The 26,269-nt window shown below is 39.7% G+C and carries 20 protein-coding genes and 1 pseudogene; 4 read left to right on the forward strand and 17 right to left on the reverse strand.

Annotated elements, in window-relative coordinates; genetic code table 11:
- Positions 1 to 505: 505 nt before the first annotated feature.
- The 4 genes from exaC to CDZ88_RS06835 form a co-directional block, all read right to left on the reverse strand.
- Positions 506 to 2,026 carry an acetaldehyde dehydrogenase ExaC gene (gene exaC, locus CDZ88_RS06820; RefSeq protein WP_100372829.1) on the reverse strand — a complete coding sequence of 507 codons (1,521 nt, stop codon included), beginning with the start codon at positions 2,024 to 2,026 and terminating at the stop codon, positions 506 to 508.
- 153 nt (positions 2,027 to 2,179) lie between these two features.
- Positions 2,180 to 4,012 carry a UbiD family decarboxylase gene (locus tag CDZ88_RS06825; RefSeq protein ID WP_100372830.1) on the reverse strand — a complete coding sequence of 611 codons (1,833 nt, stop codon included), beginning with the start codon at positions 4,010 to 4,012 and terminating at the stop codon, positions 2,180 to 2,182.
- Between the two features lie 140 nt (positions 4,013 to 4,152).
- The gene (panF, locus tag CDZ88_RS06830) at positions 4,153 to 5,589 is read right to left on the reverse strand and encodes a sodium/pantothenate symporter (protein WP_100372831.1); all 1,437 of its coding nucleotides are present in this window, start codon (positions 5,587 to 5,589) and stop codon (positions 4,153 to 4,155) included.
- Positions 5,586 to 5,876, reverse strand: coding sequence for a YhdT family protein (locus tag CDZ88_RS06835; protein WP_100372832.1), 291 nt, complete (start codon positions 5,874 to 5,876; stop codon positions 5,586 to 5,588). Before CDZ88_RS06835 ends, panF begins: the two co-directional genes overlap by 4 nt.
- 181 nt (positions 5,877 to 6,057) lie before the next feature.
- Between CDZ88_RS06835 and CDZ88_RS06840 the strand changes: the two genes are divergently transcribed.
- Entirely contained in the window at positions 6,058 to 6,924 is an 867-nt protein-coding gene (locus CDZ88_RS06840; RefSeq protein WP_100374621.1) for a VanW family protein, read from the forward strand.
- 45 nt (positions 6,925 to 6,969) lie between these two features.
- Here CDZ88_RS06840 and CDZ88_RS06845 read toward each other — a convergent pair whose 3' ends face one another.
- Both CDZ88_RS06845 and CDZ88_RS06850 read right to left on the reverse strand, forming a co-directional pair.
- Complete coding sequence (locus CDZ88_RS06845) at positions 6,970 to 8,061, reverse strand: hypothetical protein (protein WP_100372833.1); 1,092 nt, start codon at positions 8,059 to 8,061, stop codon at positions 6,970 to 6,972.
- A gap of 121 nt (positions 8,062 to 8,182) precedes the next feature.
- Positions 8,183 to 9,472: a glycosyl hydrolase family 18 protein gene (locus CDZ88_RS06850; RefSeq protein WP_100372834.1), complete on the reverse strand. Its 1,290-nt coding sequence runs from the start codon at positions 9,470 to 9,472 to the stop codon at positions 8,183 to 8,185.
- A gap of 163 nt (positions 9,473 to 9,635) precedes the next feature.
- Between CDZ88_RS06850 and CDZ88_RS06855 the strand changes: the two genes are divergently transcribed.
- Positions 9,636 to 10,043: a secondary thiamine-phosphate synthase enzyme YjbQ gene (locus tag CDZ88_RS06855; protein ID WP_100372835.1), complete on the forward strand. Its 408-nt coding sequence runs from the start codon at positions 9,636 to 9,638 to the stop codon at positions 10,041 to 10,043.
- A gap of 48 nt (positions 10,044 to 10,091) precedes the next feature.
- Here CDZ88_RS06855 and cydC read toward each other — a convergent pair whose 3' ends face one another.
- The 4 genes from cydC to CDZ88_RS06875 all read right to left on the reverse strand — a co-directional run bounded on the left by cydC (position 10,092) and on the right by CDZ88_RS06875 (position 16,860).
- Positions 10,092 to 11,816: a thiol reductant ABC exporter subunit CydC gene (gene cydC, locus CDZ88_RS06860; protein WP_100372836.1), complete on the reverse strand. Its 1,725-nt coding sequence runs from the start codon at positions 11,814 to 11,816 to the stop codon at positions 10,092 to 10,094.
- A gap of 2 nt (positions 11,817 to 11,818) precedes the next feature.
- On the reverse strand, positions 11,819 to 13,546 hold the full coding sequence (gene cydD, locus CDZ88_RS06865; protein ID WP_100372837.1) for a thiol reductant ABC exporter subunit CydD: 1,728 nt from the start codon (positions 13,544 to 13,546) through the stop codon (positions 11,819 to 11,821).
- A gap of 168 nt (positions 13,547 to 13,714) precedes the next feature.
- Positions 13,715 to 15,157: a DEAD/DEAH box helicase gene (locus tag CDZ88_RS06870; RefSeq protein WP_100372838.1), complete on the reverse strand. Its 1,443-nt coding sequence runs from the start codon at positions 15,155 to 15,157 to the stop codon at positions 13,715 to 13,717.
- Between the two features lie 332 nt (positions 15,158 to 15,489).
- Entirely contained in the window at positions 15,490 to 16,860 is a 1,371-nt protein-coding gene (locus CDZ88_RS06875; RefSeq protein WP_100372839.1) for a hypothetical protein, read from the reverse strand.
- A gap of 294 nt (positions 16,861 to 17,154) precedes the next feature.
- Between CDZ88_RS06875 and CDZ88_RS06880 the strand changes: the two genes are divergently transcribed.
- A complete protein-coding gene (locus CDZ88_RS06880; protein WP_100374622.1) occupies positions 17,155 to 18,546 on the forward strand; it encodes an LVIVD repeat-containing protein in 1,392 nt (463 codons plus the stop codon).
- Between the two features lie 44 nt (positions 18,547 to 18,590).
- On the opposite strand, the gene cobT is transcribed toward CDZ88_RS06880, so the two are convergent.
- The 3 genes from cobT to CDZ88_RS06895 all read right to left on the reverse strand — a co-directional run bounded on the left by cobT (position 18,591) and on the right by CDZ88_RS06895 (position 21,782).
- Positions 18,591 to 19,637 carry a nicotinate-nucleotide--dimethylbenzimidazole phosphoribosyltransferase gene (gene cobT / locus CDZ88_RS06885; protein ID WP_100372840.1) on the reverse strand — a complete coding sequence of 349 codons (1,047 nt, stop codon included), beginning with the start codon at positions 19,635 to 19,637 and terminating at the stop codon, positions 18,591 to 18,593.
- A 68-nt stretch (positions 19,638 to 19,705) separates the two neighbouring features.
- Complete coding sequence (locus tag CDZ88_RS06890) at positions 19,706 to 21,091, reverse strand: sensor histidine kinase (RefSeq protein ID WP_100372841.1); 1,386 nt, start codon at positions 21,089 to 21,091, stop codon at positions 19,706 to 19,708.
- A 1-nt stretch (position 21,092) separates the two neighbouring features.
- Positions 21,093 to 21,782, reverse strand: a complete 690-nt coding sequence (locus tag CDZ88_RS06895) for a response regulator transcription factor (RefSeq protein WP_100372842.1) — start codon at positions 21,780 to 21,782, stop codon at positions 21,093 to 21,095.
- Between the two features lie 126 nt (positions 21,783 to 21,908).
- Here CDZ88_RS06895 and CDZ88_RS06900 point away from each other — a divergent pair, with 126 nt between their 5' ends.
- Positions 21,909 to 22,496 carry a hypothetical protein gene (locus CDZ88_RS06900; RefSeq protein WP_100372843.1) on the forward strand — a complete coding sequence of 196 codons (588 nt, stop codon included), beginning with the start codon at positions 21,909 to 21,911 and terminating at the stop codon, positions 22,494 to 22,496.
- Between the two features lie 20 nt (positions 22,497 to 22,516).
- Here CDZ88_RS06900 and CDZ88_RS06905 read toward each other — a convergent pair whose 3' ends face one another.
- From CDZ88_RS06905 to CDZ88_RS17985, 4 genes and pseudogenes are all read right to left on the reverse strand, one after another.
- A complete protein-coding gene (locus tag CDZ88_RS06905; protein ID WP_100372844.1) occupies positions 22,517 to 23,410 on the reverse strand; it encodes a F510_1955 family glycosylhydrolase in 894 nt (297 codons plus the stop codon).
- A gap of 15 nt (positions 23,411 to 23,425) precedes the next feature.
- Positions 23,426 to 24,757 (reverse strand): ArsR family transcriptional regulator, encoded by a 1,332-nt coding sequence (locus CDZ88_RS06910; RefSeq protein ID WP_100372845.1) that lies wholly within the window; start codon positions 24,755 to 24,757, stop codon positions 23,426 to 23,428.
- A gap of 111 nt (positions 24,758 to 24,868) precedes the next feature.
- Positions 24,869 to 25,639 (reverse strand): methyl-accepting chemotaxis protein, encoded by a 771-nt coding sequence (locus CDZ88_RS17980; protein WP_442857114.1) that lies wholly within the window; start codon positions 25,637 to 25,639, stop codon positions 24,869 to 24,871.
- Positions 25,631 to 26,257 (reverse strand): annotated as a pseudogene (locus CDZ88_RS17985) (protoglobin domain-containing protein); the annotation flags it as partial. The pseudogene CDZ88_RS17985 and the gene CDZ88_RS17980, both read right to left, overlap by 9 nt.
- Positions 26,258 to 26,269 lie beyond the last annotated feature (12 nt).

Genomic DNA, 26,269 nt, shown 5'->3' on the forward strand with positions numbered 1-26,269 from the left:
TGTTTATCATACATTAAGAGAAGATTATTTAGTTTTACACTAGAATTGTCGAAAATACTGCTGAATCATCATTTTCATTCCCTTAAATTTAACAAATAGTTATTTATTGGTTTACTTGTATAATAAACTTGATTATCATTGCCTATCCCCACTTCCTTTTCACATCAATAAATGATATAGTTATCTAGCGATGAGCTCATTTGCATAAGACGAGATTGACACGCTTTTAAGCAAAGCACAATGTGGTGTGCTGTCTCTCGCCGCAAAACGCATAAAAAGACGTCCTTTTGGATGTCTTTTTTTTATGTAATGATTTACCCTCCCAAAAAATATATTATAATAATTATATCGACTGAAAATGAAAAAAATCACGGCATTACACTCTAATATTTTTATATCGGTATATCAATATCAACAATCATCCGTCTTATTTATTGATGTTCGTCCTATCTTCATCATAATAAAGAAGCAGCAGGATGATTTTTCCTGCCGCTTTTTTATATATTTAAAAGAACCCTTGCGCCTCATTACTATAACTGACTAGTAAATTCTTCGTCTGTTGGTAGCTATTGAGCATCATTTTGTGATTCTCTCGTCCGACGCCTGACATTTTGTATCCACCAAACGCTGCATGGGCTGGGTAGGCATGGAAGCAGTTCGTCCACACGCGACCTGATTGAATGTTGCGTCCCATTCGGTAGGCGGTGTTCATGTCTCGTGTCCAAACTCCTGCACCTAGACCGTAATTCGTATCATTGGCAATAGCTAGAGCCTCCTCTGTATCTTTAAAGGTTGTAACAGACAGAACAGGTCCAAAGATCTCTTCTCTAAAGATTCTCATGTTATTATGGCCTTTAAAAACGGTAGGCTTGACGTAATAGCCATCTTGGAAATCGCCTGATAGATAGTTTCTACCTCCGCCAATCAAACACTCTGCTCCTTCTTTCTTTCCGATCTCCATATAGGACAGAATTTTGTCTAATTGTTCCTCAGAAGATTGTGCTCCCATCATTGTTTCTGTATCAAGAGGGTTACCCGTTTTAATTTCTGCAATCCGCTTCATCGCTCGATTCATAAATGCATCATAGATTGATTCATGGATTAACGCTCGAGATGGACACGTGCAGACTTCCCCTTGATTTAAAGCAAAGAGTACCATTCCTTCTACCGCTTTATTTAAATACTCATCATCCTTGTCCATCACATCTTCAAAGAATATATTTGGAGATTTCCCGCCGAGTTCTAAAGTCACAGGAATAAGGTTTTCAGACGCATACTGCATGATAAGGCGTCCGGTTGACGTCTCACCTGTAAAGGCTACTTTTGAAACTCGTTTACTTGTTGCAAGTGGTTTGCCTGCTTCAAGGCCAAATCCGTTTACTACATTCAGCACACCTCGTGGAAGTATGTCTCCTATTAGCTCTAACAAGACAAGAATCGATGCTGGTGTTTGTTCAGCGGGTTTTAAGACAATGCAATTTCCGGCAGCTAAGGCTGGTGCTATTTTCCACGTAGCCATTAACAGAGGGAAGTTCCAAGGGATAATTTGCGCTACCACGCCAAGTGGTTCCTGAAAATGATAGGCTACCGTATCTTGATCAATTTGACTTATTGCTCCCTCTTCTGCGCGAATGACTCCAGCGAAATAACGGAAATGATCAATTGCCAATGGTAAATCAGCATTCAATGTTTCACGAATCGCTTTTCCGTTATCCCATGTCTCAGCGACCGCGAGCATTTCTAGGTTTTCTTCCATGCGATCAGCAATTCGATTAAGGACTAGGGATCGTTCGGCAACTGATGTTTTCCCCCAAGTCTCTTTTGCCGCGTGTGCTGCATCAAGTGCTAGTTCAATATCTTCAGCTGTTGAGCGCGGAACTTCACAGAATGATTGACCAGTCACAGGGGTGATCGCCTCGAAATATTGACCTTTCACAGGGGCTGTCCATTCTCCCCCAATAAAATTCCCGTACTTTTCCTTAAAACTCACTAAAGAATTGATGTCATTTGGTTTTGCGTAAATCATCTATACCTTCCTCCCAGAACATAACAAATTTTTAAACGAACAACTACCAATAAGTGAAACGCTTACACTATTAGTATATGAGTGATAGATTTTAATATGACTAGTAAAAATAAAGAGCCACGCATCACCATGCATGGCTCTTAAAAATAAAAACTATGATTTTAGTACTTCTTTTAACTGAGCATTCTCTGCAAATCTCTTCGTCACTTTCTCCTCGACTTCAACATTTGGAATCAGTGGTGGAGCATGGTGGGGTTTAATGCGTGCGTCGATGATTAGGTTGTCACAACCCCAATGCTTATGGACAGTTGAACTATTTACCCCATACATGTCATGGGAAGGATTGCTGCGTGTAAATGTCGCCCATAGGAAGTTGCTAAATGTTTCACTCATGAATGTGCTGTCATCACACACAATGATTAACGGACAGTCTGCAGGCGAGCCTTTTTTATCGATAGCTGTGCTAAGATCATTCATTTCAGATTCAGCTTGATCGTATGATTCGAATTTTGATGCTTCTAAGGCAACTACTCCTGGCATGATCATGTTTGGATTCGTAAAACCTTGAAGATCTCGTAATGCCTCTGGTACATCTTCGCATAAATCTCTTATTTTATCTCCACAAGCAGCGATGACCACCTTGCTACCTGTGTTTAATCCCGTTCCCGAATAATCTAGCGTATCAATTGTTGTGTTCGTTTGGAAATGAAGATCGCGATGCAAATGAATACGCTCGAGTATATAAGCGAGAAATTCTTGTTCATTATGAGTCGTAAGTGGTGTTTCTTCCTCTGCTGCAATAAATAGATACTTTGCTAGACTTAGTTGACCTGTACCAAGAATGCGATTAGAAATCGTCAGAAGCTCAGCTGGTTGCTTCACTTTTTGATATGGCGTGTAACGTTCACTGCCAATGGCAAATAATAATGGATGCACGCCAGCTGCATCTACCGCATGGACTTCTTTTACACCAGGAATCTCTTCTTTGACGGCATCCCCTGTCAATTCGTGAATCAAATCACCAAAAGCCGTATCTTCTTGCGGTGGTCGACCAACCACAGTAAATGGCCACACTGAATTTTCTTTTGCATACACTTTGTGTACATTCATTAATGGAAACTCATGTGTCAAACTATAATAACCTAAGTGGTCACCGAATGGTCCTTCAGGCTTTGTTTGACCAGGATGAATCTCCCCTGTGATCACAAAGTCAGCGTCGTGACTAATGCAATACCCATCGACATAGCTGTAACGGAAGCGGCGACCCGCAAGCATGCCCGCGAAGGTCATTTCACTTAATCCTTCAGGAAGTGGCATCACAGCTGATAATGTATGAGACGGATGACCGCCAATAAAGATGCTAACTTTTAAAGGTTGACCGAGCTTTGTTGCTTTTGCTTGATGGACACCAATTCCACGATGGATTTGATAGTGCAAGCCGATTTCTTTATTTAATTCATAATCGTTCCCACTTAACTGTACACGGTACATCCCTAAGTTCGCATTCATAATACCAGGTTTTTCTGGGTCCTCTGAATAAACTTGGGGCAACGTAACAAAAGCACCACCATCTTCAGGCCAATGCTGAATTAACGGCAGGTCTGAAATTTGAATTTCTTTAAATTCATTAGGAAGTTTAGCTTTCTTTTGTGGCAGCGCTTTAGACGCACCAATCCCTACACCCACATGCTTAAATGGGTTCTTTAACGCACTCATTGGATCATTTCTTAATCCAATAATATCTTGTGTTGTTTTCCATGTCTTACGGAACATATACTTACTTCGCTCTACCGTACCAAATAAATTAGAAACCGCAGGATAATTAGAGCCTTTGACATTTTCAAATAAAATTGCTGGTCCTTTTGCTTCAAAAACTTTCATATGAATCGACGCCATCTCAAGATGAGGGTCGACTTCTTCTTTTATTCGGATTAATTGTCCACTTTTTTCTAGGTCTAAAATACATTCTTGTAAGTTTTGATACATTGTAAGTTAACTCCTATTTCTATGTCATCATCGCTATTTATTATACCTTTTCCACTTGCTTGTGTCTTGTAAGAAGGTGAATGTTCATTTCGTTGTTAAAATTTATCAACGCAAAAGCTATTAATTAAAGAAGCTACCCGCTAAAGGGCAGCTTCATTGGTTTCTTTGGTGACAAGGCTCATAACCACAAAGGCGACGAGTGATAACAGAATCGGAAAGACTACTGTGTGTACACCGAATACATTGGGTGCAAACGTATGGATGAGAATATAAGTAGATACCCCAACGATCATGGATGATAGGGCGCCGTATTTATTTCCTCGTTGCCAATACAGACCCATAATAACAGGCCAGATAAAGGCGGCCTCTAATCCGCCGAACGCGAATAAATTTAACCAAATCAATAGGTCAGGTGGGCTTAGTGCCAACATAAATACGAGTACACCGAGAATTGACGTCACAGCAATCGTTACCTGTTTTACTTTTTTGTTGCTTGCTTCTGGCTTAATATAGTTTAAATAGACATCCTTCACGACAGTTGAGCTAACTAATAATAGAAGTGAATCAACCGTCGACATAATAGCAGCCATTGGTGCCGCTAACACAATTCCAGCAAGCCATGGTGGTAACACTTCAAGCGTAATGAGCGGCATGACCGAATCAGCCACTTCAATACCAGGCAAAATGGGACGAGCAAATACGCCAATTAAATGCATCCCTAACATAATGAAACCAACAACAATTGTCCCTGTAATAAGGGCACGGTGCATAGCTTTAGCATTTTTATAAGACATCGCACGCACGGTCACTTGAGGTAAGGCAACGACACCAACCCCCACTAAAATCCAAAAAGAGGAGACATAAGCTGGAGTTAAACTGCCATCATGTCCATACGGTGTGACAAGATTCGGATTCTCAGCAATTAAGTCTTGGATAATATTGTTGATTCCGCCTCCAGCAATAATGGTTCCAATTAAAATAACGAGAGTCCCAAACACCATCACAACCCCTTGGATTGTATCTGTTAAAGCAACGGCGCGGAAGCCTCCAATTATCACATAAAACAATACCGTAATCGCAAACAAAAATAATGCGCTAGTATACGAAAGCCCTGTGAGCGATTCAATTAAACGAGCTCCACCGACCCATTGTGCGGTCATGGCGGAAAATAAGAAAATAATAATACTAAACGATGAAAAAAGAACGACCCATTTACTCCCGTATCGTTTTCTTAAGAAATCAACGAGGGTAATCGCTTCGTACTTTCTTGCATAGATCGCAAATTTCTTTCCGAGAACCATTAGTACAAAATAGCCAGTCGCCACTTGAGCCATAGCAAGCAGCACCCAGCCAAGACCTTGCGTATAAGCAATTCCAGGCCCTCCAATAAAGCTTGAAGCACTTCCATATGTAGCAATCATCGTCATGGCCAAGATAAATCCTCCAAGTTCTCTACTGCCAAGAAAGTACTCTTGAAGAAAATGATCGGACTTCTTGATATAACGTGAGGACCAATAACCGACGACAAAGATCGATAATAAAAAAATAAATAGAGGAATGATGACAGGCCAGTTCATTCAGTGCCATCCTCCTTCTCATCATCAAACGAGACATCTGTAAAAAATCCCTTGACGACAATAATCACGAGAACAACCATGACAAGGAAGCCAACGACACAGCTATAGAAAAACCATGCCGGCAGTCCAAAGACATAGGTATACTCTTCGACCGGTTTTGATCCTAACCCATAAGCAAACCCGTACCACCAAGCAAAATTAAAAAGTACAAGAATGACCCCGATCCACGCTTCGCGATGAGCAATTTTAAATCTTGGGTCTTTTGGGTCTATTCGATTATTTGACATAACCTACTCCTTTCAAACGATATACGACATGATGAAACTCCCATATATTATACATGGATTTGATGGTTAACCAATGATTTTATCTGAATGAAACAAAACCAGCCTACTCATACTATTTTTAGGGGGGATTGCCATTCGTACTTTATTGTATCTACCAGTCATACTCTTTGTTTTTTCTATCATGCCAAGTAACGAGCATTTATCGATCACTTTTGAACAGGATACCCTTGTGTCCATCCACCGTGAAGAATTTTTCGATCCTTATCTTGGTCGCTCGATCATTGACCAAGACAAATATGAAGAACTTGTCGAAAGCGTAGAAAAGCAAGTCTATGTCGAGCCTGTTAACGCTACTCTTGATCCACATGGTCAACTCGTTTCTGAGGAGATTGGATATAAATTAAATCGTCGGGCCTTTGATGAAGCATTTTATTCATACTTTTTTGGGACAGGTCATGCCAGCTTTGAAGTACCAAGATATAAGCTTTATCCTAAGGTAGATCAGACTCTCTTACAATCGCTACGTACGGAGGCAATTGGTGCGTACGCGACGTATTACAATACATACAATCATGAGCGCGCACATAATATCGCACTAGCAACCGAAGCGATTAACAATCATGTTGTTTTTCCTGGTGAAACGTTTTCCTTTAACACCGTTGTCGGTAAACGTACGGTGGAGCGTGGGTATTTACTGGCACCTGTTATTGTAAGAGGAGAGTTGACAGAAGGAATCGGTGGCGGGATTTGCCAAGTGTCCTCGACGCTGTTTAATGCAGCCGATCGCGCAGGAATGGATATTATTGAGCGCTATACACATTCCAAGCGTGTCACCTATGTTCCACCTGGGAGAGATGCAACCGTCAGTTGGTATGGGCCTGATTTCGTCTTTCAAAATAAACAAAATCAGCCGATCTTGATTATAGCCAAAACGTACAATGGGACGTTACTTGTGAAACTTTCTTCCTCTGAAAAAATTGATTATGAACCAAGAAACGTTCCGAAAGCACCAAATAAGTTACCACCTGAGGTTGATGCTCAACTGTAAACAAAGAAGCCTTCTAAAATTAGGAGGCTTCTTTGTTTCTTTTGATTAAATGGGCGAATGAATGATCGTCCACTCGCTCGTTGGGGATTCTCGTTTAAGTCGGAATGTAAAGGTCTGTTCGTGCTCACTCTTTCCTTGGTATTGAATCAAAAAGGTAAATGGTACTTCTACTAAAAGTTCACTATTAATCGTTGGCTCGAATTGTTTGACCACACGAATGACTTCAATCTGTTCGAGCATGTCTTTGGTGATATGTTTTTCACCATCATATACGAGAGATGAGAGATCAATGTCATTATGGTTCACTGCCGTCATAAGTAGTTGAACAACATTTTCAGGAGGTTGTCCATGAACAAAGGGTTCTAACAGTCCTGCTGCTTTATATACCATCACTTGATGAGAGAGATCTAAACTTTTCGTTCTATGAGTGACACTTCCCTCGTAATGAATACAAAAATGACCAGGAAATCCATTGGCTAACGCTCCCCCTCCGTGCGGCATTCCATGCATCGACGCAGCGATCATTCGTCCGTTATGTTCAACTAAAATGGCGCGACGCTTCCAACTCCATTTTCCATCATAAATGGTTTTCATTATTTCAGTATCGGTCTTCGTGAGTGGTTGAACATCCGCGTGTTGACTGCCTGCTCGTCTTTGCGCATGGAACTCTAACCCTGTTTCTAGGTCAGTTACTTTAAAGGATATGTAACGAGGAATCCATTGATCAGCCAATTCCCATTCCACTAATTCCCCAAAGTGTTTCTTTTCCATGCCCTCATAATAACGAGAGAGCTTCTTTAAGGCTTCAACATGTTGTAAATCGAGCTTTGATTGTGTATTAATGTCGTAAATATGCTGGTTCTCATCCATAACGTATAAGTGAATCGAATGCTCATCTTCAAAGAGTAGATAACGATTTGAGAAAGGAATTGATTCAATGTGTTCTACCGGTTTCGCATTCTTTAAAATCGTCATGAGTGAATCTGAGTCAATATCTAAGACCGTTTGATGCAAAGACTCTCCTGATGATTTGACGATCAATGAAAGACGATGTTGCTTCTCTTCTGCTACAGAAATCATAGGAACCATCAATATAATAAGGAAACATATGAACCCACCAAAAAAATCTGTTCTCATTTGATTACCTACCTGTTCATTTGATTTATCTTCTATAACTATTTGCAAAACACTTCACAATCAAACTGGATGTTGTTGGAAATTAAAAACCTCTAAACCATTTGGCTTAGAGGAGAGATTGTCATACTCGTTTATTAATAGTGAAATTATCTTCAAGCAACAGCCAGTTTTGCGGGAAATCCCAACCAAGAACCCAGTAGAACAATCCACGTAAGTTATATTCTTTGACGAGATCAAACTTGGCTTGAATGCTCCTGGCATCGTCAAACCACACTTCATGCTGACGCCCTTGTTCATCGATATACGAAAAATACGGTGCTTGTGCGGTTTCATCATATTCAATCGCTGCATTATACTGCAAGGCCAGTTGAATCGCTTGCTGATGATCAATCGCTCTAGCACGCGATTCCCCCTCAACAAAAGGCAACGTCCAATCATATCCGTACAACGGAATCCCTAACATAATCTTGTCATTTGGCATAAGCGATGTCGCATAATCAACCACTCGACGTACTTGATCAATTGGGGCAACTGCTCGTGGAGGGCCTCCTGTCCATCCCCATTCATACGTCATTAAAAAGACAAAGTCAGCCAATTCGCCGTGTGTTGCGTAATCGTGCCCCTCATATAACACTCCTTCCATCCCAGCTTCGACCTGAGGAGCAAGTGCACTTGATAAATAAAAACCCTTTTCATCGAGACGAACTTTTGCTTTTCTCATTAACTCATTATATGCTTCGCGATTCTTCATCCCTAGATATTCTAGGTCAAAGTCTAACCCGAGGTAGCCTCTTTCCTCCATAATCGCAATCGATTCATCAAGAAGTCGATCTTGTAATTCTTCACTTTGTAAGACTTCTGTTGCAAGCTCTGTACTGAAAGCCCCATCTTCAATATTAGTGATTACCATTAACGGAATCGCATCCTGTTGATACGCTGCATTGATGATTTCTTGGTCTTCAATCGGTCGAAGCGTACCATCACGATTCATCTCATAACTAAATATGGTGACAAACGTTAACTTATTTGCTACCTCCCCTACAATCTGAGCAGACTCTTCACCGGTAATATTTAAATCGACATATGCACTTACATCAATACTTGGCTTGTCACGGTATTCGGTCGGGATGTATAGCCGTCTCCATACATAAAGATCTTCTGTTGAATGAATATGGTTCATGGAGACAATACTCTCTGGACTCACTTCATACAGTCTGCTCACTTCCCAAATGTTTTCGTTAGGCTCTAACCAGTGAAATCGTCCTGACGTCGGAATGACTAACGCTTGCCCAATCACTAATCGTTCTCCGTTCGGTAGTTCATTGACATCGATGATTAATTGATAGGGAACATCATACATCTGAGCAATGTCCCATATGGAATCCCCATCTGATACAACATGAATTTGCACGTTTCTTCCTCCTCTCACTTTCCATTCTTTTTTAACCGTATTCAAATTGCACAAATTAATGCCTGACCATTGGAAAGTTTTAGACGAAAATGAACAGACAACCCTCCCGCTTGACCGAGCCGTTAGATTTTGCAATAGTGAAGAAAATAGAGGAGGGATTCGCATGGAAAAAACGTTTCAATTGCATACATCGAGACGTGATCTAATGATTGATATTACAGCTGAAATTGAAGATTGGTTAAAAGAAATAGAGGTCAAGAGTGGTATCATCATCGTTACGTCTCTTCACACGACTGCAGGCATTACTGTAAACGAGAATGCAGACCCAGATGTAAAAACCGATTTTTTAAGAAGACTAGATGAAGTGTACCCGTGGGAACATGCTAAAGATCGACATGCTGAAGGAAACACAGCCGCACATTTAAAAACGAGTACGGTCGGTCATGCTCAAACTTTACTTGTCTCTAATCAAAAGCTCGTACTAGGCACGTGGCAAGGCGTTTACTTTTGTGAATTTGACGGACCGAGACGAGGTCGCTCCTATGTAGTCAAAGCAATCGCTACACCATAAGTACGTCAAAAGAGCCTGCGCATATAAAATTAAGCGCAGACTCTTTTTTTAAGCCATAAATAGTTCTTTTTCTAATTGTTTCATTTCATAAAAGTATCCCTGTCTCTTCATTAATTCATCATAAGAGCCTGATTCAATCATGCTACCATTTTCCATTACAATGATTTGATCCATCTTCTCAAGACCTTGTAACTTGTGACTGATGAGTATGACGGTATCATTTTTAGTCTTGTGGGCGAGGTAATCAAAAATCTTCCTCTCTGTTAGGGCATCAACAGAGGAGGTTGGTTCATCTAATACCCAGAGATGGCCTTCTTTTAAGATCGCTCTAGCTAGGGCTAATCGCTGTTTCTCTCCACCTGATAAGTTTTCTCCTTTTTCAAATACTTGATCTGATAAAGAAAAATGACTTAAGTCAACGATGGTTAAGGCATCACTCATTTGCGTATCCGTTGCTTCTTCACTAGCTAGCGAGAGATTATCTTTAATTGTGCCATAAAAGAAGTGATTATCTTGTAAAACAACTTTGGCAATGTCCCAAATGGATTCTTGGTCGAGTTCGTTCGTGTTTGTTTGATTATAAAATATGTCTCCTCGGTCTGCGGCTTGAATGTTCAAAATCAATTGCATCACTGTTGATTTTCCTGAACCACTTGGACCGACAATCGCTGTTTTAGAACCTTTTGGCAAAGTAAAGCTCACATCTGTTATCGTTTTACGTTCTTCACCTGTGAACGTAAACGATACATTATGAAGTTCAATACTCGGTGCCTCTATTTGTTGGAGCTTTTTCTTAGTAGAAACTGTCTTTTGACTCGACATTTCTTTTTTTACGACAGAGAACAATCGCTTTGATGCACGACGGCTGTCTTCAAAATGAATTGGAACGATCGCCATCGGTGTCGCATTTTCAAATGAGGTTAATGAGATCATGACAAGCATCGCAAGAAACACACCATCTATTTCCCCAATCACGATAAGGTACGCGCCAAGAGCAAGTACCGTCCATGAGATGAGGAGAGCGGTCATTGAATGGAGTGATTGGTTGAATACAGCAGCTTTCCCTTCATTCCGTTGACCCTTAATATAGGCGTCTGAGGACAGTGTTAGTTCATCTTGCTTTTGTTCAAGCTTCTGATACAGCTTCAAATCACGGTATCCATGCAACAGTTCTGTTGCCTCCGTTGAGAGTCTCGCTCGTTCCTCCCGCACAAGATGTTGCTGCCTCTTCTGCATGAACGCAAAGAACGTAGGCAGGACAACACCTGTTAACACTAATCCTAGTAAAAGCAATAGGGCGATGGAAATGGAATAGAACATCGTAAACATCACCGTTGCAAAAAAGACAAGTAATAGCACGATCGGCGGGTAGAAGACTCGTAAAAAGAAGTTTTGTAAACTTTCTACATCACCGACAATCCGTGCGAGTAGATCTCCGCTGCGGTATTTTTGAAAAATATTTGGAGCGAGCGGTTCTAATTTTTCGTAAAAGTTCACACGTAAATGACTGAGAATATTAAAGGTCGCTCGATGGGAGAAGTACCGCTCTCCGTATCGGGCAACAGCTCGTACAATGCTAAATCCTTTTAATAAAGCAATCATGATTGATAAAGCATACAGCGGTGGCGTTAGTGCTGCTTTTGAGATGAGATAGCCACTTGAAGATACTAGGCCGATTGCCGCAAGTCCTGCTACAAAACCAAGCAGAACGGAATAAACGATATCTTTTCGCTCGGTTAAAACAAGCTTGACGATGACAAGTAAATCCTTCATGACTATCTCCCTCCTTGTTGCGTTGTGACCATCTCTTTATACATCTCATTAGACCTCAGCAATTGATCATGAGTACCCTCAGCAATCTTCTCTCCCTGATCGAGCAAAATGATTCTAGTAGCATCCCGAATCGTATGAAGACGATGGGCTACGGTGATCACAGTCGATGTTTTCGCCAATTCTTTAATCGATGTTTGGAGAATACGTTCTGTTCGTAAGTCTAAACCTGTTGTCGGCTCATCGAATAAAATAATTGTTGGTTGTTTTAAGAAGGCGCGGGCAATAGCAATTCGTTGTTTTTCCCCACCAGATAAGCCACGGCCACCTTCTCCAATTTTCGTTTCATAGCCATGCTCTAGCGCACGAACCACGTCATCGACCCCTGCTTTTTTCGCTGCTTCTTCTATTTCTTCTTTCAAAGCACCTTCTCTTTTTCCGATCGCGATGTTCTCAGCGATCGTACCCGAAAAGAGATGCGGGTGTTGAGAAATGTAGCTAACTTGGTCGAACCAGTCCTCTTCTTTATAATCCGTTAACGGGCGATCATTAATTTGAACATACCCACTCGTAGTTGGAATTAATCCAGCAATAGCATGTAAGAAAGTCGTCTTTCCCGCACCACTTCGACCGATGATTGCCACTTGGTCAAACGGAGCAATCGTTGTACTCCCTGCGTTTAACAAAAACGCATCATCCCCGTATGCAACTTGTACATGTTGAAGCCTCATCGTTGGCGGTGTTGGACGTTTTTCAAGCGTTTGTGTTCCCCATTTGATTGGTTCGGACACACGTGCAAGTTCTTCTGAAATTTTCTTTGAAGCACCTATACTCCCTCGCCCAGTGTGAAAGGCACTTCCTAGCTCTTTTAACGACAAATAAAATTCTGGAGCTAGTACGAGGACAAAGAAGGCCGCAAAGAAAGTAATATTTTGAAATACAACGAGTCGTAAACCAACCTCTAAAGCAATTAACCCAATTCCGAGCATTGATATAAATTCAAGCATCAGCGAAGACATAAAGGCGATCTTTAAGACGTCCATCGTCGCATCTTTAAACCCGCGGCTACTCGTTTCAATGGTTAATTTTTGTTGTTTCGCTCGTCCGAATAATTTTAATGTGGTCAGTCCTTGCAATGTATCAAGAAAACGTCCTGAAAACTCAGCTAATTTCTCCATTTGTTCCTCAGATTTCTGCTGGGTTTTTAAACCGATAATAATATAAAACAATGGAATAAACGGTGCTGTAACGATCATAATCAAAGCCGTGTAAATATGTTGAGTAGACACAGCGATTAAAATCATTAATGGAATGATCGATGTTTGAATCGCTTGAGGAATGTACTTGCTGAAATACGAATCGACTTCATCGACCGAATCCATTAACACGCTTATTTTTCGTCCAGATTGGCCTTGAACCGACGTTTGAAGCGGATTCGACGTAAACGCATGGAGCAAAGATTGCCGCAAATCCGCTTTCACTTTCGACGCCATCCTTACACCAAGAAATCCATTGATATAATTACATAGCACACGTGCTAACAAGGCGATGAACAGCCAGCCAAGCAACGGGACAATCTCAGCAAAAGCCGCTCCCTGCAGAAAGACTTGATCAACAATACGTACAATAAAATACGCTTGTGCAACAACGGTGCTTCCGGAGAAGACCGCTGTCAATATTAAAAGAAGTCTTGTTGCCTTATAGGACTTAGCAATTTCTCGAAGTTCTTTCATCTGGCAACTCCTACCTTTTTTAGTCAAATCAAAGTTAGTGAAACAATTCACAATGTCATGAGGTCTATTATATACAATCTGATGAGAAAATGCACACCATCTGTTTGAACGATTTATGAACATCGACTAAAAAGAAAAAAGTTACCCAATGCATGGGCAACTTCTCAATTATTTCTTAGCTTGATGGACTTTAAGCATTTTTCCTTTAACCGTGCGATGTCGCATTTCTTCTAAGACGGTCTTGCCTTTTCCGTTCAATATTTCTACAAAAGAAGCCGTTGCTTCGATAGTGATAATACCAATATCATCCACCGACACGCCTTCAATACTCGTGATCGTCCCAACAAAATCAGCCGCTCTTAGCTTCTTTTGTTTTCCCCCATTGAAATACAACTTTAAAATGTTTTTATTCAAATGGGTAGCTCGGTCGACCTTTAACTCAGGTGATTCAGCCAATTTCTTCAAAAAGGCACCTCTTAAAGAGTCGACTTTTGCTTCAGAAGGACGAGTGTTCAAAGCAATCTCTGTTCCTGTAAATTCTTCAATATCTTCTACATATCGTTCTTCATATGGTGTCATTAGCGTGATGGCTGTCCCAAGTTTGCCTGCCCTGCCTGTTCGACCGATACGATGTACGTAGTTTTCTGGATCTTCAGGAACGTCATAGTTAATCACAAGTGAGATGTTATCAATATCAATCCCTCTACCCGCCACATCCGTAGCAATTAAATAACGGAACGCGCCACGTTTAAAGTCATTGATGACAGCAAACCGATCATCTTGTCTAAGGCCACCATGTAACTTACGGCAAGGATATTTCGATTTTTCTAAACGCATATGCAAGTGATCGACTTCATCTTGCGTATTAGCAAAAATAATACAACTATCCGGATTCGTTACAATCGTTACTTCCTTCAGTAAGTTGAATTTCTGCTCTTCTTCTACTTCAATAATGGATTGCTCAATCGTTGCTTTCTTATCTGTCGATGATAAATCCATATGAATGGGTGCTTTCATATATGATTTTGTAATCTCATCTAACCGCTCTGGGTACGTCGCTGAGAAAAGCATCGTGAGTCTATTCGTTGGTAACTCGCTAATGATTTCATCCATCTGATCTAAAAATCCACGACTTAACATTTCATCCGCTTCGTCAAGAATTAAGTAACGTATTTCTGAAATAGGAAGAGTTCCTTTTTTAATATGGTCAAGCACGCGCCCTGGCGTTCCTGCGACAATATGATTTTTCTGTTTTAATTCAAGTTTTTGACGTTCAAATGATTGTCTGCCAAAGATCGCTGCCGTTTTTACTCGCTTAAAGCGACCGATATTAGTCAGGTCTTCTTTCGCTTGAACCGCAAGTTCTCTAGTCGGCGTTAAAATGAGGGCTTGTGGTTTATTTTCTTCCCAGTCCACAAATTCACATAATGGAATGCCGTATGCTGCTGTCTTACCACTACCTGTCTCTGCTTGGACGATGATGTCTTGTTTGTTTAATGCATGAGGCAATACTTGTGCTTGTACCTTTGTGGGTTCTTGAAATGAAAGCAAATTTAAAGCTCTCAGTGTTTCCTCGGATAAATTAAATGATTCAAATGTTTGTTTACTCATATATTCTCCTTAAAATTCATTTACTAAAAATCTATGTTGCATGTATAGTGTGCACATATTTGGTTATTATAACATTTGAGGGCAGCGATGTTCCTCACAACCATACCCCATCATCTTAGAATGATGCTCACATATAAAATTTGGATGTTAACTGATTGTACCTTTTAAATGAGGTGATTGTGATGTACAGGAACCAGAAATTTCACTAATGTTTTTAACATGAATGAAAATGAGGTGTCTGTGGGAAACAATAATCGTTACGACCCCAGAAGTAAAGTGAGTGGGTAAGGTGAAGGAGATGACCATCTATACGTTGGTCATCTCCTTTTATATTACAACAAGAAGAAACCAATCAACGTTCCAATCCCGCCATACACTAAAGCAAAAGGCATATTTCTAAGCGTAATTCGATATGGATTTTGTTTTGTGTTCATAGACGTCATCGTCACGGTTACCCCGTATGCTCCAACGGTAGCTGTCGCTAGTGCTCCTGTTATTAAGACCATCCCGATACTTAGAGGATTGACCACATCATACAATGGATGTAATGCTTCAATAAGCACACCGATCGTTGCAATAGGGTGAACTCCAATCATACTCATGAGTAAGTACATACCTTGTATTAACAGTAGCACAAGAATGGGTGTTTCTGCTGCAGCGAAGAATGGTTCTTGAATCATCTGTAAGAACGGTGTTTCATTCAAACTACTTGAGAAAAACGCTAATGAAAGAAACAACACGACGAAATTCTGCATGTTATTCGTTCGCATTTTCCATGTTTGAATGCCAATCGCTAAAAAGCTTCGTACACGCCTCATAACAATCGCCCATGCGAAAGCGAATGGTAGAATGACCAATGTTACCGACAAAATAAAGTTTAACTTGAAGGTGTTCCCAATTGAAACAACAAGTACGAGAAACGCTGTTAAAGCAACCAACAGCTTGACGATTTGCAAAGCGATCTTAGCTGGATTGACCTGTTTTGCAGGGCGAAGATCCACAGGATGGTAAGGCAAGGCCTCATACTTCTTTTTCCCCCACACAAAATCAAGAAGAAGAACTAAAAATGAACACAAAAAGAGCCATGGTAAATAAGATAAATAACTTACCCCTGTTGCATCGACAGTGATGGCCACAATAATCTCCATTGGACTCCAACAAAGTGCTAACGCAAATGCGCGTAACGTCGTTTGACTAATAAACGCATCTCGAACCTTCTTTTTCATGGTCGCCAAATTCTTTAGTAACACTTCTTGGGATAATTGGAGTGCTGAAAGATTAATAAATGCACATAGTATATAGGTGGTGAAGGAGCTACGTACATATAATTTTCCCATATCAGAGACATTCGCCTTCATTAAATCATTAATTCTTCGGTCGAATCTACCTGCACGAACAATACTATTCATCCACGGGAGAACGGTCAGAAAGGCTAACAGTGGCATGGTTGACGTGAAATATAAGGGAATTTGATAAAGAGGTAGCCCAGAATACATGTACATTCCTGTACCTACCACAAGAAAAATACAACCTAGAATACGGAATAGCTTACTAGCTCCGGCAAAGGATAGCAAAAACATTGGTATAGCTAAACAGCCGACGACGTAAGTAATGAGGTCACTAGATATAAATGTGTTCACGATATACATGAGCAAAATAAAGGTATAGACAACGTATAATCGGTGCTTTAAAAATGAATTCATCTGATTCCCCTTCTAACCATTTCAACTTTCACATCTCTACACTTTACTCCTATTTATAAATAGAAGCAATGAGAATGTTTCGCATACAGAAATAAAATAGTACTTTTTTATATAGAAATCGTTTTCTATGTAAATAAATAGATATCATTTACTATCGTACTTTAGGATAAAAGCATCATTTCATTCGAGTGGCGAAATAACTAGCATGCTAATAAAGGAATTCATATTAATCTGTTGAATTATGTAAATGTGAAATATTCTAAAAACTAATTGGAGGTTATTCGATTGAAAAAAATGAGAGATGTAGTTTTAAAATCTACACTAGCCAGTGCATTAATCTTTTCTATAGCCGTGCCAGCGGTTATCGCCCATGACGCGCTAGACGAAAGCGGAATTCAAAAGGGAGAGCGTATCGTCTTCTCTAATGAAGAACTATCCACTCTTGGTGAAGCGACCAATAATGGAACTGGTAAAGTGTCAAGCCTAAATGAAGCAGCCTCAGTTCAAATTCAAAAAATTAATGGAGATGCTCAAAACAACACAGCAGACGTTTATGCACATAAAGGGTATGCCTATTTAGGAACTCATACTGCAGGAGGAGCAAACGGTGGTGTCCGTGTATTTGACTTAAAGGACCCATATAATCCTAAAGAAATTTCGTACTTTGCACATGATGATGTACCTGGTACATGGCAAGAAAAAGTCATCGTAAAATCGGTTAACACAGCGAACTTTAAGGGTGATCTAGCAGTCGTAAGTGTTCAACAAAGAAACAGAAATGCTAATACAGCTGGTGGGTTCTTACTATATGATGTAACAAATCCACATGAGCCTCAAAAGCTTGGTTTTTATGAAGTGTTTGATAATGCTTCTGGTACACACGAACTGTATCTAGCTACACAAGGAAATCGAGCTCTAGTTTTTGCTTCAAATCCTTATGTTGATTTTTACAGCAATGGTCAGGAAAAAGATTTCCAAATTATCGATGTATCAGATCCGAGTAATCCAGAAAAAATATGGGAATTCGACCCTCGTGATGTACCAGGCGTAGATCATTCTAATTTTAATGGGTACCACTGGAGTACTCCTGATGGAAAGACAAGAGCTGTGTTTAATCATAGTGTGATTACAGATAATAATGCACAGTATGCTTATGTGTCGATGTGGGATTTAGGAACAGTCATCTTTGACGTCCGTGATCCTGAAAATCCTGTCTACCTCGGACGTACTGACTTCGCTTCTGATCAACAAGGGTCCGCACATTCAGCAGCACTTGCTCGCGGTGGAAATATCTTAATAGAAACGAGAGAAGTGTATGTTCCGGTTCGTACAGGCTATGAAGAATCTTACGGCTACACTCGTATTTTTGATATTAAAGATAAAACAAACCCAAAACTTCTAAGCGAGTTTAAAACTGATTTAACAGAAAAAGTAGAAGATGGAGTGACATTTGCTAATACAGTACATGATCCTAAAGTTCACGGGAACACTCTATATTTAAGTCATTATGCAGGTGGCGTTTATATGGTTGATATTTCTAATCCGAGTAATCCAATTCAAATCGGACAATATTCACCCGATCAGGGAGACGTATGGGGAGTATTTGTCGACCGTAACTACGTACTAGCTTCTGATATGGGACAAGGTTTAAAAGTATTGGTACGAGGAAACAAGCAAAATAAGTAAATGTCATAGTAAAAATAAAAACGGGAGCCATTAGGCTTCCGTTTTTATTGATCAGATATTCCAGCTGATTGAAAAGTTGCCATTTCACTCAGCATTCGCGTTGCTGATTCAATCAGTGGGAAAGCAACAGCCGCGCCCGATCCTTCACCAAGCCGTAGTCCTAAATTAATTAATGGTTCCTTACCTAGGGCTTGTATCGCTGTTAAATGTCCTGGCTCAACCGATTGATGAGAGACGATCATGTAGTGAACGACATTACTTGAAATCTTACTAGCGACTAAAGCTGCGACTGTGGAAATAAATCCATCAAGTATGATCGGTATACGGTGGCTAGCAGCAAAGAGCATTGCACCGGCCATCCCCGCGATTTCGAATCCGCCAACTTTTGCTAAAACATCTATTGGGTCATCGGCAGTCGGCTTTCTTCTTTCAATCGATTGCTTAATGATATCAACTTTATGTACTAAACGCTCACTCGTGATACCCGTCCCAAAGCCAACCAACGAATCAACGGATTTCCCTGTAAGTACAGCTAAGATTGCACTGCTAGCTGTTGTATTGGCAATCCCCATCTCCCCTAAAATTAAGCTTTCAACCCCTTGATTGATGATCAATGATTCTGCTTGTTGCATTCCAATTTCGATTGCTTGTATAGCCTCACGTTTTGTCATTGCATCTTCTCTAAAAAAGTTTCCTGTTCCCATACGGACTTTATCAGTAATGAGTTCTTTATCGTTTATGGTTGATTTAACACCTATATCGACTACCTTCAATGTTGCACCAATCTGCCTGCTAAATACATTAATGGCTGCACCACCATCTAAGAAATTCTGGACCATTTGCTGGGTCACTTCTTGTGGGAAGGCGGATACCCCTTCTTCGGCAATGCCATGATCTGCCGCAAATACTAACACACCAGCTGGTGAAACCTTTGGAAATGGCTTACTTTTCATCTCTGCTAAGTTTACTGCTAGTTCTTCAAGCTTCCCTAAACTGCCTGGGGGTTTCGTAAGTGTTTGAATATAGGAATCTACTTGTCTTCCAACTTCTTTATCTAAGACTGGAATCGTGATCGCGGTTTGCACTTTCATAGATAGGTACCCCTTTCATAATCATTCCATTAATATTTATTGATTGAAGTATAATTCATTTCACCTTTTTATTCAGCAGGCATTTTAATTAAAAACGTTGCGCCCTCTCCTATTTTACTAGAAACAGAAATCTCCCCTTTATGTAAGTGAATGATTTCCTTCGTGATCGCAAGTCCTAAGCCGCTACCGCCCAGTTTAGTAGAACGAGAGGCATCTACTCGATAAAATCGCTCCCAGATTCGCTGGAGATCTTGTTTTGGAATTCCAAACCCATTATCCTTTATCTGTACAAGGCATAACGTTTCTTCTTTAGAGAGTGTCACATCAATTTGACCTCCCGGATCTGTATATCTGATGGCATTTGATAACACATTCATGATCGCCCTTTCAAATTGCATCTGGTCAATTGAAACATTTATATCCATGTTATTTGCATGCACGTTAAAGTGAAGTTGTTTTGCTTTTAAATCAAGCTGTATTTTTGCTTGTAATTGAGCAAAAAAATCATATATATTTGTTCTTTCCTCCTCTAGCTGATACTCTCCCTCTTCATATTTCATTAATTGAAATAAATCATTCACTAAATGTTCCATCCGAGAGGCTTCTTGATAGATGACGTTTGATTGCTCTTTTACGACTGTTGGCTCTAGTTGCTGATCTTTTAATAATGCTGAATAACCTTTGATGTAGGTTAGCGGAGTTCTTAGATCATGAGAAATATTTGTAAATAACTGCTGTCTTTCATCGCGGTATTCTTTCAGACTTTTTGCCATTAATGAAATATCTGTTAATAATTCTGATACTTCATCCTTACTAGTAGACGAAGGGACATCTACTTCAAAATCACCTAATGCAATTTTTCTAGTAAGCAGCTGGGCTTTTTTCACAGGAGCTGTCAGACGCTTTGACAAATAAACGCTTAATATAACGGCTAGGCAAACGGCAAGAAATCCAATCACAAAAGTTAACAGTAAGAGATTGTATCTCGTTGCCTCAAAACTTCCTGTATCTTGATCAAGGAACAAATATCCGCTTACTCCTTCTTCTGATGAAAAAGGTGCGAAAGACCATGCATGGGGAATATGTTCTTCCATCGTTTCAACAAATTCAGTCTTTTTTAATTGATCAGCGTGTAAAATGATCCATTCTTGATAAGCGGTGATCTCTTCATTAGTAAGGGGTCTTGAACTCTGAATCACTTCGAATGCATGATCAAAAATCACAAATGAGTTTTCCTCTTGTCCTGCTTCCATTATCATGACATGATCAAGGGTTGTCACGTTTGAATGGACTGCTAATACCTTCGCATGGGCTTCAAGCCTTTTCTCTACTTCTTCTTGAAGCTGATGTTTGTAATAAGATTTAGATATGTGATAAAAAGAAAGGTTCGTAATAATAATGACAAAAACAGTAGATAAGAAGATGGCAATTAATAATTTTGTAGCAAGCTTCAACTTATTCACTCCCCTCTACAGGCATCTTATACCCCACTCCCCATATAGTTTCAATTATAGGCCTCGGGAGCCCAACCTTATTTAATTTATCTCTAATATGCTTAATATGAACATCTACATTCCGGTTGAAACGATCCTCTTCCTCCCATTCAAGAGTGAGGAGTTGATCACGTGTATACACACGCCCTGGGTAATTAAAGAACCGTGAAAACAATTGATATTCTTTATTAGTAAAAGGAATTAATTGTCCTTTATAAGTAAACACCCGTTGCAATGAATCACATTTCACCTCAAACCTAACGATGGTAGAAAGCTCTTCAACTAGATGCTGAGTTCGCTTGATGACGGAGTTTACTCTTGCTTTTAGCTCTCTGGGCTCAAATGGTTTTGTAATAAAATCATAAGCACCTAGCTCGAGTCCACGAACAACTGCATCTGTTTCATCTATAGCTGTGATTAAGATGACTGGGATGTTTTTATTACATTCATTCATATAGGATAATAATTCAAAGCCTGTCATCTCTGGCATCATAATATCTAATAATATGAGGTGGATATTTTCGCCTTCAAGTAAGGGTTTTGCCTCAATGGCACTAGATAAACTTATGATCTGATAATCGCTTGACTGAATACAGACTTCAATCAACTTTTGCATTTGCTTTTCATCATCAATAATTAAAATTTTCTTCATATTATATCCTCACACTTTCTCCTAATTACGAATTCATGACATATCTGATTCATTTTTATAATACTAGTGTACAAACTAAAGAACCCATCGAGAGAGGTTCACACGACATAGAGAGGAGAAATCTTCATGCACTGGATCTTGATATGTCTTCTACTCATCTTGCTATCCATTATTGCCGTCATTGTCTTTTCTTTTAGACAATTTATATCAAATATGTTTGGAATGTGCTTAGCTATGGCTATCGGCATGCTTATAGGTCTAGCTGGCGGCACTGTACTCGGTTTAATGTTTGCCGATTCCTTTTTTGAAGCAACAATTTTGAGTATGTTTATCGGGGCCTTATTAGGTGTTTTATTCGGTTACCCATTCTCCCTTGTTGCCGTTATTGATGGCTTTATATCAGGGTTAATGGGTGGAATGATGGGAACAATGCTTGCAGTAATGGTACCTCTAGACCATAGCTTACCATTATCTCAAATAATGCTACTGCTTTTATTCGGTACTCTATTTATCGTTTATTTAGCCTTAGCTTCAGAAATAACAACCAAGATTCAGAAGCCTTTTGCACTCAAGCCTGTTTGGTATTTTCTATTAGTGTGCATCAGTTTTGTCTGTATCCATTTTATGGAGACTCCTGGTTCAAGCTATGATAAAGAAACCCACTCAAATCACCACCACGCCCAAAAAACAACTGACCATTTAGAACATGTCTAAATGGTCAGTTGTAGGCTTTGTTATTGACTAATATTTCCGTTTTCAGCTAACTTCGACCACGAGTCCCCGAAATCATTCGTATGATAAATTGCTTCCTGCATCGATCCAAGAATGATCTCGCTTTCTTGATCAGGGTTTTGACTAATGTAGGAAATCATATCATTTTCTATAGTGAAGTCTAATGACTCCCATGTTTGACCAAAATCTCTACTATAGTATAAACCTTCTAATTCGCCAACAAAATATGCAATTAACTCTTCAGTTTTTCCATTTAGTGATTCAAGAGCTGTAGCCGTTGATTCACTTTCCATTACTTCCCATGTTCTTCCGCTATCGAGAGAAAGATATACTCCCTCCTCCGTACCTGCTAGTACATGACTTGGAAATTGCGGATGAGACGTTAAACTGTACGTTCGTCCAATTGGTTCAGGTAGCCCTTCAGTTTCAACCTGCTCCCAAGTATAACCGCCGTCTTCTGAATGATAGAAGTGTGAATTATAGGCATCTATCGCATAGATTTGATTTGTATCTCCTTTATTTGCATGAAGTAAATGAAAATCTACTTCTGTGTAGAGAGCGATAGGCTCCCATGTTACTCCTGAATCTGTACTCTTCATCAACCCGAGAGGATTTTCTAAATCAGATGCATGGCTCGGGTGTCCACTTGAGAGCATCATATCTTCATCAATAATCGTAAAGCCCATAAAATCGTGCTGCTCCTTCTCACTGTTTACATTGATCCATTCCCCTTGGGCATGTTTAATTAATCCATGATGAGTCGCTATATAGAAAGCATCTTCATTGTGAGCATATTCTAGCCCATGTATGTGAGAAAAATTCTCCACTTCATTTCCTGCTTCTGAACATCCAGCGAGGATACTTACTAAACCTGCTGCTAATAACCATTTTTTCATCATATTCTCCTTTAATTAATGATTGCCATGACCGTCTCCATCAGCAGAGACAATTTCTAGCTTTTCATCTAGTATTCCTTGTGTTTGAAATGATATTGTATCAAACTCACCTAGTACATATCCATGATTATAAGGTCCTTCTGTAGGGTCAGTATGAAAAACTGGCTTCACTTTTGCTAAATATTGATACAGGTCATCAGTAATTTGGCCTTCATCTAGCCATATCAAGGGAGCATGTTTTCCTAAATGAGCAAATGGAGCCGCCGTAATCGCAAGTTCTGGTGATTTAGTTGACGCAAATACAAAACCATGACCCGGTTCCGTGATCCCCCAGCCAAAACCAGTACTTTCATCTTTGTAGGCTGCCATCGCAATTGATTGACTCACTGCACTGTCACCCTCAATTCGTTCTACTACCCCGTACTCATTCAGCTCATCTATCACTTCGTTCTTGATCACATTCTCTGAGCCAAGTACATAAATTTTAGCTGAACCTTCACGCAATGCCAATGCCTCTTTTGTTTCTTCTGGAATGCCGTCACTGCTTACATACAGAAGAGATTCATTCATATGTGAGATCCAGTTTGCTGCTGTGATAGTGTATTCTTTTGCAGACTCTTCCATGGATCCAATAATAACAGCTTCTTCTACATGATCAATTGTCTTTGTAAACTCCTCTTCTACCTTTTGAGCGAAAGCAGCTGGGTTAGCTGCCTGAATTGTTTTGATCTCAAATTCAGTTAATTTATCTAACTCACTTTCTTCAATATTTCCAACTACTAATACTTCGATACCTTCATTGTTCCCCTTAGGCTGCATGCGGTTTATCTCATTCAATACATCTTCATTTATTTCATCGTCATAATAAAGAATCGGGCCATCATTAGGATGATGGACGAGCGTAAGGGCAGCTAATGAGTATTGCCATTCATTTAAAGGAGCTAAAATGACCGTGTTTGGCTGATTTTCCTCATGAGTAGATGGCCAAATCATCTGTGAAACCTTAACTGACATAGTTAATGGATTTTCCTCATCTAATCGTGTGATGTTTTTCGTGTTTGACACTATCAGCTGTCGTTCTGCTCCCTCGTTAAAAGCAGTCGGTTCATTGGCATATTGTTCTTTATCTGCTGCGGCTCCGCTATGATTTTGTTCATCGTTCTGATTCATATCATTATGGTCCATATCATCGTGTGACATCTCTTCGTTAGCTTCCGTATGCTCTAAAGTTTCCTCTTGCCCATGATGATTCATATTCTCGTGATCATCATGTGTTTCGTTACTACATCCCGCCATTATGAGGAAACTTCCTACCAAAACAGACGTTAGCAAAGTCATTTTCTTCATTTATTACACCCTCTTTTTTTGATTTGATACTAATATACATAATAAATATTAAAATTTAATTAAGAAAAGGAAAAAACTCTTCTAAAGAGTGCACTTTAGAAGAGTTTTCGCTTAATCAAGCTGATTTGTTATTGAGTTTAACTCATTTGCCGTTGTTGCAAGTTGATAGACAGCATCATTAATTTCTTCTATGACATGAGCCATTTTTTGAATTTCGTTATCGACGTTTCCATTTTGTTCTTTCGCTGTCTCTGTTTGATGAACGATTCGATCAAAAAATTCGTTCGTACTCGATAATCCATGTGCGCTATTTTTGACGAGATCATCAATGGTCGACATGTAGGCGGAGACAGATTCAATTTTATCCTTGGTTGAAACAATGAGCCCCGATACTTCACTAACAGAGGCTTTTGTTTGCTCGGCTAATTTTCTAACCTCGCTTGCTACTACGGAGAAACCTTTGCCCATTTCACCAGCACGTGCCGCTTCGATTGCTGCATTAAGGGCTAGTAAGTTCGTTTGATCAGCGATCGATTGAACGAGACTAACAATATCATTGATTTTTTCAGAAACATTTTTTAATAGAGTCATCTCTGATGATATTTTTTCCATATATTGATCAATTTCTTTCACCTTCACATATTGTTCTTGCAACTTGTCTTTTCCTTCTTTTGAAAGAGTTTCTACCTCAGTTGAAGCTTTCGTCACGTCTGAGCTGTATCTATGAACGTCTTCTGACTTGGCTTTTAGTTCATCCACAGAAGCACTTGTTTCTTCGGATATAGCAGCTAGCTCTTCGGCCGTTGCATTAACTTGAGATTGTAACTTATAGCGTTCCTCTAGATCCTTTTCTCGATTACGTTTGTTTTCATTTTCATACATTTCTAGTACCAACTGTTGTTCGATGTTAATAATTTTTGAAACGGATAAGGTCGTTTCAAAACATGTGTCTGGATGGTCGGAATTTTCTTTAATGATCGTTGCTAGCGATAAATATAAATCTTGAAAAGCACACATGTACCACTTCGGGTCTAGTCCGATGACCACATGAACATGGGCGATTCGTTTTCGTTGTTCAATGAAGGAGGCATCAATTTTCCCATCAAACATTTCAATTAAATGTTTGGTTAATGTTTTCTTTAAGCGATCGGCAGTAGAATTATCTTTAATGATGGTTGTTAGCGTGTCATTTTGATATAGGTTCGCGTAAAAACGTTCAACGATGCCGTCAATATGTTCACGAATCATTGGCTGAATCGTTTTTATACGAATCAAGTCTTCCTTTTGTAAATGAATCATTTTTAATTGTAATGCAACTTCGTTCGTTACATCAATTGTTACCTGATCCATTGTTGGCTGGTTCATTCTGTCTATCGTTTCGATCCCTTTTGATCTCTGTTTAAATAATAATTTCAACACTATTTCTCCCCTTATGTTTCCTCGTAATATAAGTCTGCTATGAAAGTACAATATGCTTATTACATAAGACCTAAACTCCATCTATCTTACAAT

Origin of the sequence: Bacillus sp. FJAT-45037 (assembly GCF_002797325.1) — a bacterium.
In the GTDB taxonomy this organism is placed as follows: Bacteria; Bacillota; Bacilli; order Bacillales; family Bacillaceae_D; genus Alkalihalophilus.

What these genes read in the sequence shown, in the direction of transcription:
- exaC (WP_100372829.1), bottom strand. Translation starts at nt 2,026, where the DNA reads ATGATTTACGCAAAACCAAATGACATCAATTCTTTAGTGAGTTTTAAG.
- CDZ88_RS06825 (WP_100372830.1), bottom strand. Translation starts at nt 4,012, where the DNA reads ATGTATCAAAACTTACAAGAATGTATTTTAGACCTAGAAAAAAGTGGA.
- panF (WP_100372831.1), bottom strand. Translation starts at nt 5,589, where the DNA reads ATGAACTGGCCTGTCATCATTCCTCTATTTATTTTTTTATTATCGATC.
- CDZ88_RS06835 (WP_100372832.1), bottom strand. Translation starts at nt 5,876, where the DNA reads ATGTCAAATAATCGAATAGACCCAAAAGACCCAAGATTTAAAATTGCT.
- CDZ88_RS06840 (WP_100374621.1), top strand. Translation starts at nt 6,058, where the DNA reads ATGCCAAGTAACGAGCATTTATCGATCACTTTTGAACAGGATACCCTT.
- CDZ88_RS06845 (WP_100372833.1), bottom strand. Translation starts at nt 8,061, where the DNA reads ATGAGAACAGATTTTTTTGGTGGGTTCATATGTTTCCTTATTATATTG.
- CDZ88_RS06855 (WP_100372835.1), top strand. Translation starts at nt 9,636, where the DNA reads ATGGAAAAAACGTTTCAATTGCATACATCGAGACGTGATCTAATGATT.
- cydC (WP_100372836.1), bottom strand. Translation starts at nt 11,816, where the DNA reads ATGAAGGATTTACTTGTCATCGTCAAGCTTGTTTTAACCGAGCGAAAA.
- cydD (WP_100372837.1), bottom strand. Translation starts at nt 13,546, where the DNA reads ATGAAAGAACTTCGAGAAATTGCTAAGTCCTATAAGGCAACAAGACTT.
- CDZ88_RS06870 (WP_100372838.1), bottom strand. Translation starts at nt 15,157, where the DNA reads ATGAGTAAACAAACATTTGAATCATTTAATTTATCCGAGGAAACACTG.
- CDZ88_RS06875 (WP_100372839.1), bottom strand. Translation starts at nt 16,860, where the DNA reads ATGAATTCATTTTTAAAGCACCGATTATACGTTGTCTATACCTTTATT.
- CDZ88_RS06880 (WP_100374622.1), top strand. Translation starts at nt 17,155, where the DNA reads ATGAGAGATGTAGTTTTAAAATCTACACTAGCCAGTGCATTAATCTTT.
- cobT (WP_100372840.1), bottom strand. Translation starts at nt 19,637, where the DNA reads ATGAAAGTGCAAACCGCGATCACGATTCCAGTCTTAGATAAAGAAGTT.
- CDZ88_RS06895 (WP_100372842.1), bottom strand. Translation starts at nt 21,782, where the DNA reads ATGAAGAAAATTTTAATTATTGATGATGAAAAGCAAATGCAAAAGTTG.
- CDZ88_RS06900 (WP_100372843.1), top strand. Translation starts at nt 21,909, where the DNA reads ATGCACTGGATCTTGATATGTCTTCTACTCATCTTGCTATCCATTATT.
- CDZ88_RS06905 (WP_100372844.1), bottom strand. Translation starts at nt 23,410, where the DNA reads ATGAAAAAATGGTTATTAGCAGCAGGTTTAGTAAGTATCCTCGCTGGA.
- CDZ88_RS06910 (WP_100372845.1), bottom strand. Translation starts at nt 24,757, where the DNA reads ATGAAGAAAATGACTTTGCTAACGTCTGTTTTGGTAGGAAGTTTCCTC.
- CDZ88_RS17980 (WP_442857114.1), bottom strand. Translation starts at nt 25,639, where the DNA reads ATGTATGAAAATGAAAACAAACGTAATCGAGAAAAGGATCTAGAGGAA.